At 70.7% G+C, this 14,398-nt stretch carries 15 protein-coding genes; 8 read left to right on the plus strand and 7 right to left on the minus strand.

All coding sequences use genetic code 11. The features are described from left to right. Positions 1-106: 106 nt before the first annotated feature. The 6 genes from H7F53_RS12980 to H7F53_RS13005 all read left to right on the plus strand — a co-directional run bounded on the left by H7F53_RS12980 (position 107) and on the right by H7F53_RS13005 (position 6,037). On the plus strand, positions 107-349 hold the full coding sequence (locus H7F53_RS12980; RefSeq protein WP_185679920.1) for a DUF6489 family protein: 243 nt from the start codon (positions 107-109) through the stop codon (positions 347-349). Between the two features lie 42 nt (positions 350-391). Continuing rightward, positions 392-1,666: a tRNA uridine-5-carboxymethylaminomethyl(34) synthesis GTPase MnmE gene (gene mnmE, locus H7F53_RS12985; protein WP_185679921.1), complete on the plus strand. Its 1,275-nt coding sequence runs from the start codon at positions 392-394 to the stop codon at positions 1,664-1,666. A gap of 97 nt (positions 1,667-1,763) precedes the next feature. Beyond that, positions 1,764-3,611 (plus strand): tRNA uridine-5-carboxymethylaminomethyl(34) synthesis enzyme MnmG, encoded by a 1,848-nt coding sequence (gene mnmG, locus H7F53_RS12990; RefSeq protein ID WP_185679922.1) that lies wholly within the window; start codon positions 1,764-1,766, stop codon positions 3,609-3,611. Continuing rightward, positions 3,608-4,267, plus strand: a complete 660-nt coding sequence (gene rsmG / locus H7F53_RS12995) for a 16S rRNA (guanine(527)-N(7))-methyltransferase RsmG (RefSeq protein ID WP_185679923.1) — start codon at positions 3,608-3,610, stop codon at positions 4,265-4,267. Before mnmG ends, rsmG begins: the two co-directional genes overlap by 4 nt. 7 nt (positions 4,268-4,274) lie before the next feature. Further along, the gene (locus tag H7F53_RS13000; protein WP_185679924.1) at positions 4,275-5,051 is read left to right on the plus strand and encodes a ParA family protein; all 777 of its coding nucleotides are present in this window, start codon (positions 4,275-4,277) and stop codon (positions 5,049-5,051) included. Then, complete coding sequence (locus H7F53_RS13005) at positions 5,048-6,037, plus strand: ParB/RepB/Spo0J family partition protein (RefSeq protein ID WP_185679925.1); 990 nt, start codon at positions 5,048-5,050, stop codon at positions 6,035-6,037. Before H7F53_RS13000 ends, H7F53_RS13005 begins: the two co-directional genes overlap by 4 nt. A 38-nt stretch (positions 6,038-6,075) precedes the next feature. Here H7F53_RS13005 and H7F53_RS13010 read toward each other — a convergent pair whose 3' ends face one another. Continuing rightward, positions 6,076-6,813 (minus strand): glycine zipper 2TM domain-containing protein, encoded by a 738-nt coding sequence (locus tag H7F53_RS13010; protein ID WP_185679926.1) that lies wholly within the window; start codon positions 6,811-6,813, stop codon positions 6,076-6,078. 182 nt (positions 6,814-6,995) lie between these two features. After that, entirely contained in the window at positions 6,996-7,478 is a 483-nt protein-coding gene (locus tag H7F53_RS13015; protein WP_185679927.1) for a GAF domain-containing protein, read from the minus strand. Positions 7,479-7,539: 61 nt separating this feature from the next. Here H7F53_RS13015 and H7F53_RS13020 point away from each other — a divergent pair, with 61 nt between their 5' ends. Next, on the plus strand, positions 7,540-9,015 hold the full coding sequence (locus H7F53_RS13020; protein WP_185679928.1) for a PQQ-dependent sugar dehydrogenase: 1,476 nt from the start codon (positions 7,540-7,542) through the stop codon (positions 9,013-9,015). Between the two features lie 4 nt (positions 9,016-9,019). Here H7F53_RS13020 and H7F53_RS13025 read toward each other — a convergent pair whose 3' ends face one another. Both H7F53_RS13025 and H7F53_RS13030 read right to left on the minus strand, forming a co-directional pair. Further along, on the minus strand, positions 9,020-9,850 hold the full coding sequence (locus tag H7F53_RS13025; RefSeq protein WP_185679929.1) for a DUF815 domain-containing protein: 831 nt from the start codon (positions 9,848-9,850) through the stop codon (positions 9,020-9,022). Continuing rightward, the gene (locus tag H7F53_RS13030) at positions 9,847-11,583 is read right to left on the minus strand and encodes an acyl-CoA dehydrogenase family protein (RefSeq protein ID WP_185679930.1); all 1,737 of its coding nucleotides are present in this window, start codon (positions 11,581-11,583) and stop codon (positions 9,847-9,849) included. The genes H7F53_RS13025 and H7F53_RS13030 overlap by 4 nt, the downstream gene beginning before the upstream one ends. A gap of 63 nt (positions 11,584-11,646) precedes the next feature. Between H7F53_RS13030 and H7F53_RS13035 the strand changes: the two genes are divergently transcribed. Further along, the gene (locus H7F53_RS13035; RefSeq protein WP_185679931.1) at positions 11,647-12,594 is read left to right on the plus strand and encodes an L-threonylcarbamoyladenylate synthase; all 948 of its coding nucleotides are present in this window, start codon (positions 11,647-11,649) and stop codon (positions 12,592-12,594) included. Positions 12,595-12,683: 89 nt separating this feature from the next. On the opposite strand, the gene H7F53_RS13040 is transcribed toward H7F53_RS13035, so the two are convergent. The 3 genes from H7F53_RS13040 to H7F53_RS13050 all read right to left on the minus strand — a co-directional run bounded on the left by H7F53_RS13040 (position 12,684) and on the right by H7F53_RS13050 (position 14,213). Beyond that, positions 12,684-13,220 carry a CarD family transcriptional regulator gene (locus H7F53_RS13040; protein WP_185679932.1) on the minus strand — a complete coding sequence of 179 codons (537 nt, stop codon included), beginning with the start codon at positions 13,218-13,220 and terminating at the stop codon, positions 12,684-12,686. A gap of 322 nt (positions 13,221-13,542) precedes the next feature. Continuing rightward, on the minus strand, positions 13,543-13,881 hold the full coding sequence (gene fdxA / locus H7F53_RS13045; protein WP_185679933.1) for a ferredoxin FdxA: 339 nt from the start codon (positions 13,879-13,881) through the stop codon (positions 13,543-13,545). Further along, positions 13,878-14,213, minus strand: coding sequence for an RNA-binding S4 domain-containing protein (locus tag H7F53_RS13050; RefSeq protein WP_185679934.1), 336 nt, complete (start codon positions 14,211-14,213; stop codon positions 13,878-13,880). Before H7F53_RS13050 ends, fdxA begins: the two co-directional genes overlap by 4 nt. Between the last annotated feature and the right edge of the window lie 185 nt (positions 14,214-14,398).

A 14,398-nucleotide genomic window follows, 5' to 3' on the forward strand; every position in this document is an offset into this window, starting at 1 on the left:
CGGTGCGCCTGGCGCCCGGTCACCCTGCCCCGCCCGCGCGCCGATGGACTTTGTGCAGGCCCTGTGCCAGCGTGCCAGCCCTGCGCGATCAGAGAGGATTCCGGACATGAAGGTCAATGTCGAGGTCGACTGCACCCCGGAGGAGGCCCGTCGCTTCCTCGGCCTGCCCGATGTCAGCAAGGCGAACGATGCCTATGTCGATGCGGTGACCAAGGCGATGCAGGGTGTCGGCAACCTCGAACAGCTGCAGCAGCTGAGCAAGCAGATCGCGCCGATGGGCGAGATCGGACTCAAGCTGTTCCAGCAGTTCCTCGATGGCACCGGCATGCGCGGCACCAAGAAGGATTGAGCCGTTCCGTCCGGGTGTCTGCAGTCTGATCCAGGCGCGGCCTTGGCCACGATCTTTGCCCTGTCCAGCGGCGCGCCCCCGGCGGCGATCGGGCTGATCCGGATCAGCGGACCTGCTGCGTCTGCCGCCCTGCGCCAACTTGCCGGTCGTCTGCCCGAGCCGCGCCGGGCCGTGACCGCGCGGCTGCGCGATGCCCGCGGAGACACGCTCGACCGTGCGCTGGTGCTGTGGCTGCCCGGTCCAGCCAACGCCACGGGCGAGGACTGCGCCGAGCTCCATCTGCATGGCGGCCGCGCGGTGATCGCCGCGGTTGAACAGGCGCTGCTCGCCTGCCCGGGGCTGCGCCGTGCCGAGCCCGGCGAGTTTACCCGGCGTGCCTTCGTCAACGGGCGCATCGATCTGGCCGAGGCCGAGGGCCTCGCCGATCTGCTCGCGGCCGAGACCGAGATCCAGCGCCAGGCCGCCCTTGCCATGGCCGGCGGCGGCCTGTCGCGTCAGGTGGCGCAGTGGCGCGACGAGTTGCTCGCCCTGTCCGCCGCGGTGGAGGCGACGCTCGACTTCGCCGATGACGATGACGTGGCTGCGCAGGCCGACTGTTCCACGTGGAACACCGCGGGGCTCCGTGCGGCCCTGGCTGCGTGGCTGGCGCGTCCGCGCGCCGAGGCGCTGCGCGAGGGGTTCCGGGTCGTGCTCGCCGGTCCACCCAATGCGGGGAAGTCGACGTTGTTCAATGCTCTGGTTGAGACTGAGGCCGCGATCACCTCGCCCATCGCCGGAACCACCCGCGATGTGGTGAGCCGGCCAGTGGCGATCGACGGCGTCCCATTCCTGTTTCTCGATACCGCAGGGCTGCGGGACGACAGCGCCGACGCGATCGAACGCATCGGGGTGGAGCGCGCCGCGGCGGAGCTGGCTCGGGCCGATCTCGTGCTGTGGCTGGGCCCGGAGGCGGCCTGCCCGCCGGGAGCCTGGGACATCGCCGCGCAGTGTGATCGCGCCGATGCCGACCCCAAGCAGGCGCCGCGCCACCGGCTCTCGGCCCGAACCGGGGCCGGCATGGTGGACTTGCGGGCCGACCTGGTCGCCACGGCGCGGGCCGCGCTGCCCCGGCCCGGCGACGCCGCGCTGAACATGCGCCAGCATCGCCTGCTCGCCCAGGCCGAGGCCGCCCTCGGCCGGGTTGACGGACAGACTGATCCGCTGCTGGTGGCCGAGGAATTGCGTGTTGCGCGGGTCGCCTTCGATGCACTGCTTGGCCGGACCACCACCGAGGATATGCTCGACGCCTTGTTCGGCCGGTTCTGCATCGGCAAGTAGCCACGGGCGGTTGCGGGCAGGTTGCGCGCGGCCAAATGTTCCACGTGAAACAGGGCTGCGGTGGACCCGGCGGGCGCGATCCTGTAAGCGCAGCTCCATGCAGAGGTTCGACATCCTGGTCGTAGGCGGTGGGCATGCCGGCTGCGAGGCGGCGGCGGTCGCGGCGCGGATGGGCGCGCGCGTGGCGCTGGTCAGCTTCGACCTGACGGCGATCGGCGCGATGAGCTGCAATCCGGCGATCGGTGGGCTCGGCAAGGGCCATCTCGTACGCGAGGTTGACGCCTGCGATGGGCTGATCGGTCGCGCGGCGGATGCCGGGGCGATCCACTACCGCATGCTCAACCGCAGCAAGGGCAGCGCGGTGCAGGGTCCACGGGTCCAGGCTGACCGGGTACGGTTCAAGGCGGCGATCCACACGCTGCTGCGCCAGCAGGGCGATCTCACGCTGATTGCGGGCGAGGCGGCGGCGTTGCGGTTCGGCGGGGGGCGCGTCGTGGGGCTCGATCTGGCCGACGGTACGGTGCTGGCGGCCGAAGCCGTGGTGCTATGCACCGGCACCTTCCTTGGTGGGACGCTGTTCCGCGGCGAGGAGCGCTTCATGGGCGGCCGCATTGGCGAGCAGTCGGCCCAGCGACTGGCGGCACAGCTGCGCGAAACGGATCTGCCGATGGCACGGCTCAAGACCGGCACGCCGCCGCGCCTCGATGGCCGCACCATCGACTGGGCACAGCTCGACGAGCAACCTTCGGACGCGGATCCCTGGACGATGTCGCCGCTGACGCGCGTACGCCCCCTGCCCCAGGTGTTCTGTGCGATCACCCGGACCAATCCGGCCACCCACCAGATCATTGCCGACAATCTCCACCGCTCTCCTCTCTTCACCGGTGCGATCGGTGCCTCCGGCCCGCGCTATTGTCCCTCGATCGAGGACAAGATCCACCGCTTCGCCGACCGTGATGGGCACCAGGTGTTTCTCGAGCCCGAGGGCCTCGATACCGCGCTGGTCTATCCCAACGGCATCAGCACCTCGCTTCCGGCCGATGTCCAGCTGGCGCTGCTGCGCTCGATGGTCGGGCTCGAGCAGGTCGAGATGGTCGTGCCCGGCTATGCCGTCGAGTACGATCACATCGATCCCCGGGCGCTGCGCCGGACGCTCGAGCTGCGCGCGCTGCCGGGGCTTTATTGTGCCGGCCAGATCAATGGCACGACTGGCTACGAGGAGGCCGCCGCCCAGGGGCTGGTCGCCGGGATGCACGCGGCGGCCGCTGTGCTCGGTCGCGCCTCGGCCGCGCTCGACCGGGCCAATTCCTACATGGCGGTGATGATCGACGATCTCACGCTGCACGGGGTCAGCGAGCCCTACCGCATGCTCACTGCGCGGTCGGAGTATCGTCTCCGGCTGCGCGCCAACAACGCCTCAACTCGGCTAACCCCGCTCGCGCTCGCCTGCGGCGCGGTCGGGGCCGAGCGACGCGCCTGGTTCGAACGCCGCGCGGCTGACCGGGCCCGGCTCGATGCCGCACTCGACCACATGGCCACGGCGAGCGAGCTGGGCCGCGCCGGACTGCCGGTGCGCAGTGATGTCGGGCGGTTGCCGCTGCGCGAGTGGCTGCGCTTCGCTGGCGTGAGCCTGGATGACCTGCGGCCGTGGCTGGGCGATGCCGTCCCGGCCGATACCGATCTCTGCGCCGAAATGGCCGAGGATGCGGCCTATGCGCCCTACCTGGCGCGCCAGGATGGCGAGCTGCGCGAACTGCGGGCCAGCGATCGTCTGCCCCTGGGTGACGGCTTTCCCTATGCCGCGATCCCGGGCCTGTCTAACGAGATGGTGGAGCGGCTCGTCCGGGCCCAGCCCGCCACCCTGGCCGATGCCGGCCGGGTGCCGGGGATCACCCCGGCCGCGCTGGCTGCCTTGCTTGTCCATGCCCGGCGGCGGGCGGCGTGACCGCGCTCGATTCGAACGCCGCGGCGCGCGCCTGGCTGGCCACCCTGCCCGAGGGCAATGCCGTGGCGCTCGAGCGGCTCGAAAGCCTGGTCGCCCTGCTGCGGGAGGAGAACGCGCGCCAGAACCTCGTTTCGGCGGCCAGTCTTGACGCGGTCTGGCTGCGCCACGTGGCCGACAGCGCCCAGCTGCTCTGCCATGTTCCACGTGAAACATGGTCCCCTTGGCTCGATCTCGGCAGTGGGGCCGGATTTCCCGGTCTGGTTGTCGCGGCGCTGCGGCCGGAGTGCGAGGTGGTCCTTGTCGAATCGCGCAGCAAGCGGATCGACTGGCTGCAGCGCGCGATCACCGCGCTGGCCCTGCCCTGCGCGCGGGTCGCCGGGGCGCGGCTCGAACTGGTCGAAAGCTTCCCGGCCCGGGTGATTTCGGCCCGGGCCTTTGCCCCGCTCGATCGTCTGGTCGAGCTTTCCGCACGCTTTTCCACAAGCGACACGCTATGGCTGTTGCCGAAGGGGCGGTCGGCGCGGGATGAAGTGAATCAGCTGAACGGGTGGTCGCATCGGTTCCACGTGGAACATTCGCTGACCGATACCGAAGCCGGCGTGATCGTCGGTCAGGTCTTGGGCAAGCTCTCGGGCAAAAAGGATCGGAAGCGGTGATGCAGCCATGATCACAATCGCGATTGCTAACCAGAAGGGCGGCGTGGGCAAGACCACCACCGCGATCAACATCGCCACGGCCCTCGCCGCGACCGGGTGGAAGACGCTGCTGATCGACCTTGATCCGCAGGGCAACGCTTCGACCGGCATCGGCATCGCCACGGCCGAGCGCGAGCGTTCGTCCTATGATCTGCTGATCGATGGCGCGCCGTTGGCCGACTGCACCCTGCCCACCCGGATTCCCGAGCTGAGCATCGTTCCCGCCACGGTCGATCTGTCCGGGGCCGAGGTCGAGCTGGTCGGGGTGGCGAACCGCACCGACCGCCTGCGCGAGGCGCTGGCCGAGGTCGCCGACTATGACGTGTGCTTCATCGACTGCCCACCCTCGCTCGGACTGCTCACGCTTAACGCCCTGGCCGCCGCCGATACCCTGTTGGTGCCCCTGCAGTGCGAGTTCTTCGCGCTCGAGGGTCTGAGCCAGCTGCTCCAGACGGTCGAGCGGGTGCAGCAGCGCTTCAACCCTGCGCTGGGCATCATCGGCGTGGCCCTGACCATGTTCGACCGGCGGAACCGCCTGACCGACCAGGTCGCCGACGATGTGCGTGCCTGCCTGGGCCCGCTGGTGTTCGAGGCGGTGATCCCGCGCAACGTGCGGCTCTCCGAAGCGCCCAGCCATGGCCTGCCGGCGTTGGTCTATGACTACAATTGCACCGGCAGCCGCGCCTATATGGCCCTCGCCCGCGAACTGATCGGCCGCATGCCCGAACGAAGGAAAGCCGCATGAGCGACGAGCCCGCTACCAAGGTTCCGCCGGCCGCTTCGGCCGCTGACGCGGTCAGCCCGCTGGTCCGGCGCAAGCCTCCCGCGCTGGGGCGTGGTCTGGGTGCCCTGCTTGGCGAGGTGCGCCGCGAAGAGCCGCTGGTCACCAGCGGGGCGGCTCAGGCCGCCACCTCCGGGGACCCGGTCAGTGGCCTCGTCACCCTTCCAGTCGCGGCGATCGAGCCGCACCCCGAGCAGCCGCGGCGGCATTTCGACGAGGCGGCGCTCGAGGAGCTGGCCGCGTCGATCGCCGCGCGCGGGGTGATCCAGCCGGTCATCGTCCGCCCGCTCGGCGGCGGCCGCTATCAGCTGGTCGCCGGTGAGCGACGCTGGCGAGCCACCCAGCGCGCCCGCCTGCACGAGATCCCTGCCCTGGTGCGCGAATTGAGCGAACGCGAGGTCATGGCGCTGGCGCTGATCGAGAACCTCCAGCGCGAGGATCTCAACCCGATCGAGGAGGCGCGCGCCTATCACCGCCTGGCCGAGCAGGAAGCCATGACGCAGGCCGACATCGCCAAGATGGTCGACAAGTCGCGCAGCCATGTCGCCAACCTGCAGCGCCTGCTCAGCCTGCCCGAGCCGGTGATCGCACTGGTCGAAAGCGGGGCCCTGTCGATGGGCCACGCGCGCACGCTGGTCGGGGTGGAGAACGCCGCGGCGCTCGCCCAGGCCGTGGTGGAGCGGCAGATGTCGGTGCGCGAGCTGGAAAAGCAGGTGCGGCGGCAGAGCCGCGGAGAACCCGCCACGCCGCGGCGCGCGCGCGACCTTGGCGATGGCAGCGGCAATGCCGACATCATCGCGGTGCAGACCCACCTCGAGGAGTTCCTCGGCCTGCCGATTCGCATCGCGGTCGATCCCGCCGATCCGACCGCAGGTTCGGTGACGATCCGCTACCGCACGCTCGATCAGCTCGATCTGGTCTGCCAGCGGCTGACCGGCGAGGCGATCTGAGCCTCGATTCAGCCAGTTAATATCAACGAATCAAATATTTACTGGGGAACGCGCTTGTCCGGAACAAGCCGCACCCGCTTGTCCGGCGCGGCGCGGCGAGGAATCGCGCGGTGGCTACGCCCGACCGTCTCGTAACGCACCTCGGTCACCACGGTGCGCTTGGTTGCGCCCGCTGCGGCGGGCTGCGGCATCATCATCACCGGCACCCACATCACCGGCACGGCATAGCCATAGGCCATTGCCGGGCCGCCCGGTCCAGGCGCAGGCTGGGCCAGCATGGCTTCGCAGCGGTCTTGTACGCGGCCCTTGTCCTCGGCCTTGTCGACCACCGCACCGGCCACGGCGCCGACCGCCGCACCGGCAACCGTACCGAGCACGCGGTTGCCGCGGCCGCCGATCACGTTCCCGGCCACGCCGCCCAGCACGCCGCCGATCACCGCGCCGCCGACGCCATTGTCGCCCAGCCGGCGGCGGCATTCGCGCAGCCACGATTCGCGGTCGAGCGTCGCGCCCTCATAGCCGCCCGGCGCATAGCCCGGGGCGGCGCCGGACCAGGCCTGTGGCGGGGGGGCGGTGGGGACGTTGATCACCATCTGCGGGGCCCACCCGCCGTACATTGCGCCGAAGGGGCCGCCCCAGTGCCCCGGAGAGACCATGACCGGCGCGGCCGGGCCGTGCTCAGGGCCGTGGGCGCGGGCGGGTGCGGCGATCGTGACGGCAGCGGCCACAGCGATTCTGGCCAGGGTGACGTGAGTCGGGGCGATTCGGCAGCGCATGGTGATTCCCCTGAGGAGGGGCACGCAGCCCCGGGCATTAACCCGGAATTTAGCAGCGCGCCGCCCTGCCCGCCACGGCTGGCACGGACCTGTCCCGGAATGGCGCAGGACCGGCGGAAGGTAAACCGCCGCGCAGCGATCGGTCCGGCCGGGCGCGCGGCCCCAGCTCGGATATGCGGGGTTCAGATATGCGGGGCGATGATCCGGGCGAGCGCCTCGATCCCGGCAGCGTCGACGGGGTCGAAACGGGCCGGCTCGGGGCTGTCGAGATCGATCACCGCGATGACCTGCCCGTCGCGCAGCACCGGGACCACCAGCTCCGAGCGGCTGGCGGCATCGCAGGCGATATGGCCCGGAAAAGCGTGCACGTCGGGCACCAGCTGGGTCTCGGCACGCGCCGCCGCCGTGCCGCAAACGCCCTGCCCCAGCGCGATGCGGATGCAGGCGGGCTTGCCGATGAACGGCCCGAGCACCAGCCCGCCGTCGACCATCCGGTAGAACCCGGCCCAGTTGAGCCGCGGCAGCATCTGCCACAGCAGCGCGGCGAGATTGGCCATGTTGGCTACCGGATCGGGCTCGTCATGAATCAGCGCCAGTGCGGCCTGGGCCAGATCGGCATGGAGTTCGGCGGGGGTGGCGTCCGCGGCGGGAGTGAAATCGTACATCCGCCGCAGACTAGCCTGCGCTCCGGTTGCCGCAAGCGGCGGGGCAGCCTATTTCCCGACTATGAGTGACACCTTGCGCAAAGTGCTCGCCGGCCTTGGCCTCCTGATCATCGTGCTCGTCGGGGCGGGAGCCTGGCTGCTCAACGGCAATCCGACCGATCGCCCGCTGGCCGCGACCACCGGGCGCGATCCGCAGCTGGTCGATCCCGAACCGGAGAAGTTCCCGACCATCGGCATCGCCAAGCCGATCGGCTGGGCCGCCGGCGAGGCGCCCACCGCCGCAGCGGGTTTGCAGGTCAACCGCTTCGCCGAGGGGCTCGACCATCCCCGGGTGATGCTGACCCTGCCCAATGGCGATGTGCTGGTGGCCGAGGCCAACCGGCCGCCGAGCACGGGTGGCGGCGGCCTGACCGGGCTGGTCATGGGCTTCCTGTTCTCGCGCGCCGGGGCCGGCGATCCCTCGCCCGATGTGCTGGTCCTGCTGCGCGATGCCGACGGCAACGGCGTGGCCGAACAGCGCTTCGTGCTGCGCCAGGGCCAGGGCCTCGCCTCGCCCTCCGGACTCGCCTGGCACGACGGCACGCTCTATGTCGCCAATCACGACGCCGTGCTCGCCTTCCCCTACCAGCCCGGCGCCACCACGCTTAGCGCCAGCCCGCGCAAGCTGATGGACCTGCCCGCCGGCGGCAACCACTGGATGCGCAACCTCCAACTCAGCCCCGACGCGACCAAGCTCTACGTCGCGGTCGGCTCGGCCTCGAACATCGCCGAGACCGGGATCAAGGCCGAGGAAGGCCGCGCCGCGATCTGGGAGATCGACCTCGCCTCGGGCCGGCCGCGGCAATATGCTGGCGGACTGCGCAACGCCAACGGGATGGACTGGAACCCCGCCACCGGCGAGCTGTGGACCGTGGTCAACGAGCGCGACATGCTCGGCGGCGATCTCGTCCCTGACTATCTCACCAATGTCCCGATCGGTGCGCAGTATGGCTGGCCGTGGTTCTACTGGAAGGACAAGCTCGACGACCGGGTGAAGGAGCCGATGCCGCTCTATCTCAACGAATATGTCCGCAAGCCGGAGTTCGCGCTGGGCGCCCATGTCGCGCCGCTCGGGTTGCGCTTCGCCGCGGCGGGCAACCGGCTCGGCAGCAACTTCGCGAACGGTGCCTTCATCGCCCGGCATGGGTCGTGGAACCGCAAGCCCGCGGTCGGCTATGACGTGGTTTTCGTGACCTTCGACGCCAACGGCAATCCCCGCGGCCAGCCCGTGCCGGTGCTGGGCGGCTTCCTCACCCGCACGGGCAAGACCCATGGCCGGCCGACCTGGCTGGCCTTCGATCGCACCGGGGCGCTGCTGGTCAGCGATGACACCGCCGGAATCGTCTGGCGCCTGATCGCGCCCGGGGCCGCGCCCGCAGTGGGGGTCAAGCCGGTGGTGACCGGGCACATGCCGCCGCAGCGGCAGCTCAACAGCGAGGCCATGGCGAGCTTCCGGGCCAGCGCCGAGGAGGCGGCTGCGGCCGCGACCGGAAAATAGCGCTTCAGCCGAGGGTCTGGCCCGCGCGTCCCGCCAGCTCGGTCACATACTGCCAGGCAACCCGGCCGGACCGGGCGCCGCGCCGCTTGGACCATTCAAGCGCGTCGCCCTCGTCCCAGGACAGGCCATAGGCGGCGGCATAGCCGCCGACGATCGCCAGGTAATCGTCCTGGCTGCAGGCGTGGAAGCCGATCGACAGGCCGAACCGGTCAGCCAGGGCAAGCCGGTCGTCGACCACATCGCGCGGGTTGATCGGATCGTCCTGCTCCGACAGGTGCCGGGCGACGATGGCCCGGCGGTTGGCAGTGACCGCCAGCCGGACGTTGCCGGGGCGCGCCTCAACCCCGCCCTCCAACCACGAACGCAGCTGGCGCGGACCGGTGCTGTCGCCGTCCTCGAAGCCGAGATCGTCGATGTAGACGAGGAACCGGCGCGCCACGCGGCCCAGCTGCAGGAACAGCCCGGTCAGCCCGTCGAGCGCGTCGGGCGCGACCTGGACCAGCGCGATGCCGCCCGGATCCTCGTGCTGGGCTGCCCTGACCGCAGCGCGCAGCAGCGCCGACTTGCCCATGCCGCGTGAGCCCCACAGCAGCATGTCGTGTGCGGCGTGACCGCGGGCGTGGCGCAGCACGTTGGCCACCACCACCTCCTTCTGCGCGGCGATGCCCTGCAGCAGGGCGAGGTCGGGAGCGACCAGACGTTCCACCCCGCGCGGTCCGCCGCGGTCCCAGACATAGGCCGGGCAGGCCTGCCAATCCGGGCCAGCGGCCGTGGCCGGGACCAGACGCTCGAGCGCCTCGGCGATCCGGCGCAGGCTGTCCCCTTCGCTGCTCATGCGGTCAGGTCCAGCGCTCCGAGCTGGTAGAGCGTGGCGGCGCCGGCTCGCACCGAAGGGGCCAGTCCAGCCGCCGCCGGGACCAGATGATCCAAGAAGAACCGCGCCACCACGGGCTTGCTCGCCGCCAGGACATGGTCGGTTCCGGCTACGGCGCGGGCCTGGCGCAGCAGCTGCCAGCCGGCCACGGCCACGGCGCACATGGTGAGGAACGAAACCGAGCCGGCGAGGCGGTCGTCAAGCGAGGCCTCATCGCGCAGCCACAGCGCGGCGGCGGCACAGTCGGTGGCGAGGGACGCCAGCGCCGGCGCGTCGGCGCTGTCGCGACGAACATCGTCGAGCAGGCCCAGCAGCACCTCACCCCCGCCGAGGCCAAGCTTGCGGGTGACCAGATCGGCCGCCTGGATCCCGTTGGTGCCTTCGTAGATCGGCAGGATGCGCGCGTCGCGGTAATGCTGGGCAGCGCCGGTATCCTCGACATAGCCGGTGCCGCCGTGGACCTGGATGCCCAGGCTGGCCACCTCGATCCCGGCCTCGGTGCCCCAGGCCTTGATCAGCGGAACCAGCACGTCGGCGCGCTGCTTGGCGGCCTCGTCGCCCAGCCCGCCCCGATCGACCTGGCCGGCGGTGTAGTAGAGCAGCGCCCGGGCGCCCTCGGTCAGCGCACGCATCCGCAGCAGCATGCGCCGCACGTCGGGATGCTCCACGATCGCCACCGGGGTCTTGACGGCGCTGCCCGCGCGCGGCGACTGGACCCGCTCGCGCGCGAACCACCGGGCCCGCTGCCAGGCGGCCTCGGCCACCTGCACGCCCTGGCCGCCGACATTGATCCGCGCGGCGTTCATCATCGTGAACATCGCCCGCAGTCCCTCATTGGGTGCGCCGACCAGCTCGCCGATGCACGCATCCTCGTCACCGAAGCTCATCACGCAGGTCGGCGAGGCATGCAGACCGAGCTTGTGCTCGATCGACACCGCCTTGAGATCGTTGCGCACGCCGGGTTCGCCCTGCGCATCGGGCAGGTACTTGGGGACGATGAACAGGCTGATCCCGCGCGAGCCCTCGGGCGCCCCGGGCAGCCGCGCCAGCACCAGATGGACGATATTGGCGGCCAGGTCGTGCTCGCCCCAGCTGATATAGATCTTGGTGCCGCGGATCCGGTACTTTCCGGCGTGCGGCCCCTCGCCGATCGGGGTGGCCGTGGTGCGCAGCGCGCCGACGTCGGACCCGGCCTGCGGCTCGGTCAGGTTCATCGTCCCGCTCCACTCGCCCGAGATCAGCCTGGGCAGGTAGAGTGCCTTCTGGGCCGGGCTGGCGTGCTGCTCGAGCGCGTCGATCGCCCCGGCGGTGAGCACCGGCAAGAGAGTGAAGCCGAGGTTGGCAGCGCCCAGCGTTTCGAGCACCGCGACCGACAGTGACCACGGCAGGCCCTGGCCGCCATGGTCCTCCGGTCCGGCGATCGAGTTCCAGCCCTGCTCGACGAAGGTGCGGTAGGCTTCGGCATAGCCATCCGGCAGGGTCACCACCCCGTCCTGGACGCGCGCGCCGACCCGGTCGCCGGCCTGGGCAAGCGGGGCCCATTCGCCCGCGGCAAAGGCCCCGATCCCTTCGACCACCGCCGCGACCGTGTCGGGGGTGGCGGCCGCGAACCGGGGCTGTTCGGCCAGGTCGCCCAGTCCGGCGCACACCTCGAGCGCCAGCAGCAGGTCTGAGGTGGGGGCAGTATAGGTCATCCGGCAACTCCCGCGTGCATCGTGGTTTGGGTTTGCACCGCAAGGCCGCTATAGCGCCGCGCCATGACCGGCAACACCCGCCCTCTTGTTCTGCCGCCCGATACCGCGGGGCTTGCCCGCGCAGCGGATAGCCTGCGCGCCGGCGCACCGGTCGCGGTGCCGACCGAGACGGTCTATGGGCTGGCGGCGCGGGCCGACCAGGCCGAGGCGGTTGCCGCAGTCTATCGCGCCAAGGGCCGGCCCGATTTCAATCCGCTGATCGTCCATGTGGGCGATCTCGCCGCAGCACGGCCGCTGGCCGAGGTGGATGCGCGGGCCGAACGCCTGGCCGCCGCGTTCTGGCCTGGGCCGCTGACCATGGTGCTGCCGCTGCGCGCCGGTGCGGCGATCACCCCGGCGGTCACCGCGGGGCTGCCGACCCTTGCCCTGCGCTGTCCGGATCATCCGGTGATGCGCGCGCTGCTGGCCGCCTGCGCCCTGCCGCTGGCCGCGCCCTCGGCCAACCGCAGCGGCGCGGTCAGTCCGACCACCGCCGCGCATGTTGCCGCCAGTCTGGCTGGCCGGATCGACCTGGTGCTCGACGGCGGGCCCTGTGCCACCGGGCTCGAATCGACCATCGTCGCCCTGCGCACCGAAGGCTGGACGATCCTGCGCCCCGGCCCGGTGAGCACCGAGCAGATCGCTGCCGTGCTCGGCAGCGATGAGGCCCCCGGCGCGAGCCCGGGCGCGATCGAGGCGCCGGGTCAGCTCGCCAGCCACTATGCGCCCGGCAAGCCGGTGCGGCTGGGCGCCGTGACGGCGGCACCGGACGAATTCCTGATCGGGTTCGGGGCGCTTGCCGGTGACGTCACCCTGTCGGCCACGGGCGATCTCGCCGAAGCGGCAGCGCGGCTCTATGCCTGTCTCCACGCCGCCGCCGGCGCCGCGGCGCCGCGCGTCGCGGTGGCGCCGGTGCCCGATCGCGGGATTGGCCGGGCCATCAACGACCGGCTGCGCCGGGCGGCGGCCTGAATCACCCACCGGCGCCGGTCTTTCAGCCATAGCGAAAAGGGCCGCCCCGGCAGGAGCGGCCCCTTCGTGGGTCCGGCAGGCGGGCCCGGTTATTCGGCCGCGGCGGCGGCCTCGTAGAACTTGGGCGCATGCTCGTTGAGGATCGCGAGGATCTTCTTCAGCGCCGCCGGTTCGTCGGTCTTTTCCATGGCCGCCAGCTCGCGCGCGAGCCGCGACGAAGCGGCCTCGAAGATCTGGCGCTCGGAATAGGACTGCTCGGGCTGGTCATCGGCGCGGAACAGGTCGCGGGTCACCTCGGCGATCGACACCAGGTCGCCCGAGTTGATCTTGGCTTCGTATTCCTGGGCGCGGCGCGACCACATCGTGCGCTTGACCTTGGGCTTGCCCTTGAGCGTGTCGAGCGCCTCGCGCAGGGTCTTGTCCGACGACAGCTTGCGCATGCCGATCGCTTCGACCTTGTTCATCGGCACCCGCAGCGTCATCCGTTCCTTCTCGAAGCGGAGCACGTAGAGCTCCAGCTTCATTCCGGCGATTTCCTGCTCCTGCAATTCGATTACCCGGCCGACACCGTGCTTGGGGTAAACGACATAGTCTCCAACATCGAAGGCGTGAGCCTTGGCCGCCATGTATCGTCCTTTCGCGTCCAGGATCGCGCGACCCGACGGTTCTGGGGTTTGATGGGATAAGGGGCCCGCTCGGCGGAGCGGCCTTGGCCCGATCAACCGTCTGTTGCGATCCTGCCTTTCAAGATGCGTACTGCCGCTGGAACGACGCGTTCCGCTCGGTCACCTTCATATAGCGAAGCTGCAACAAAATTTCCACCCCCTCAGGAAAACGCGCAAAAACCCCGGAGTCCGGCGACTCCGGGGCGGTGGCGCCAGGCGCCGCTGCAAAGGGTTGTCTCGCAGCCGCAGCGAGACGAATCGCCGTGATCCGCGGGGCTGGGGCTCAGTCGCCCTCGCCGGGTTCGGGCGAGAAGAACTTCTCGAACTTGCCCTCGACGCCCTTGAACGCATCGGCGTCCTCGGGGGTGTCGCGCTTCGAGGTGAGGTTGGGCCACTCGGCCGAATACTTGGCGTTCAGCTCGAGCCACTGCTCGAGACCACCCTCGGTGTCGGGCAGGATCGCCTCGGCCGGGCATTCCGGTTCGCACACGCCGCAGTCGATGCACTCGTTCGGGTTGATGACGAGCATGTTCTCGCCCTCGTAGAAGCAATCGACCGGGCAGACTTCCACGCAGTCCATGTACTTGCAGCGGATGCAGGCCTCGGTAACGACATAGCTCATGACGAATGGTCCCCTGGTTGCTCGGGCCGGTCTGGGTCCGACGCGGGCGGTGCTGGTTCGGCTGCTATGGGATTTGCGGGAGCCCCGTCAAGCACGCGATAGCAGGCCTGGGCTTCAAGGGCAGGGCCGCGGCGACCGGGCAGGGCCAGAATCTCGATCACGCGCACCCCGGCGGGCAGCGGCAGCACGAGGATGTCGCCGGTGCGCACCGCCAGTGCGCTGCGCTCGACCCGGCGGCCGTTGAGGCGGATATGGCCGGCGGCGACCAGCGCCTGGGCCAAGGGCCGCGTCCGGGCGAAGCGCAGGAACCACAGCAGCTTGTCGAGCCGCATCGCCGCTCAGCGACCGACCAGCCCGGCGAGGGCCGCAAAGGGATTGCCGGGGACCGGTTCCGCCGCGGCGGGAGCGGCCGGGCGCGCCGGCACAGGGCGATCCGCCCCGCCGCCGGGCCGCGCCGCGCCGTGCTTGCCGCGCATGCCCGCGCCGGCCTTCTGTCCGCCGTGGGGAGCGGCGCTGC

Origin of the sequence: Novosphingobium piscinae (genome assembly GCF_014230355.1) — a bacterium.
GTDB classification, from domain to species: domain Bacteria; phylum Pseudomonadota; class Alphaproteobacteria; order Sphingomonadales; family Sphingomonadaceae; genus Novosphingobium; species Novosphingobium piscinae.

Bases quoted from the DNA above. Each gene is read 5' to 3' on its own strand.
- H7F53_RS13015 (WP_185679927.1), bottom strand. From the start codon at position 7,478: ATGTACGATTTCACTCCCGCCGCGGACGCCACCCCCGCCGAACTCCAT.
- H7F53_RS13050 (WP_185679934.1), bottom strand. From the start codon at position 14,213: ATGCGGCTCGACAAGCTGCTGTGGTTCCTGCGCTTCGCCCGGACGCGG.
- H7F53_RS13025 (WP_185679929.1), bottom strand. From the start codon at position 9,850: ATGAGCAGCGAAGGGGACAGCCTGCGCCGGATCGCCGAGGCGCTCGAG.
- H7F53_RS13020 (WP_185679928.1), top strand. From the start codon at position 7,540: ATGAGTGACACCTTGCGCAAAGTGCTCGCCGGCCTTGGCCTCCTGATC.
- H7F53_RS13040 (WP_185679932.1), bottom strand. From the start codon at position 13,220: ATGGCGGCCAAGGCTCACGCCTTCGATGTTGGAGACTATGTCGTTTAC.
- H7F53_RS12980 (WP_185679920.1), top strand. From the start codon at position 107: ATGAAGGTCAATGTCGAGGTCGACTGCACCCCGGAGGAGGCCCGTCGC.
- fdxA (WP_185679933.1), bottom strand. From the start codon at position 13,881: ATGAGCTATGTCGTTACCGAGGCCTGCATCCGCTGCAAGTACATGGAC.
- H7F53_RS13030 (WP_185679930.1), bottom strand. From the start codon at position 11,583: ATGACCTATACTGCCCCCACCTCAGACCTGCTGCTGGCGCTCGAGGTG.
- H7F53_RS13000 (WP_185679924.1), top strand. From the start codon at position 4,275: ATGATCACAATCGCGATTGCTAACCAGAAGGGCGGCGTGGGCAAGACC.
- H7F53_RS13035 (WP_185679931.1), top strand. From the start codon at position 11,647: ATGACCGGCAACACCCGCCCTCTTGTTCTGCCGCCCGATACCGCGGGG.
- H7F53_RS13010 (WP_185679926.1), bottom strand. From the start codon at position 6,813: ATGCGCTGCCGAATCGCCCCGACTCACGTCACCCTGGCCAGAATCGCT.
- H7F53_RS13005 (WP_185679925.1), top strand. From the start codon at position 5,048: ATGAGCGACGAGCCCGCTACCAAGGTTCCGCCGGCCGCTTCGGCCGCT.
- mnmG (WP_185679922.1), top strand. From the start codon at position 1,764: ATGCAGAGGTTCGACATCCTGGTCGTAGGCGGTGGGCATGCCGGCTGC.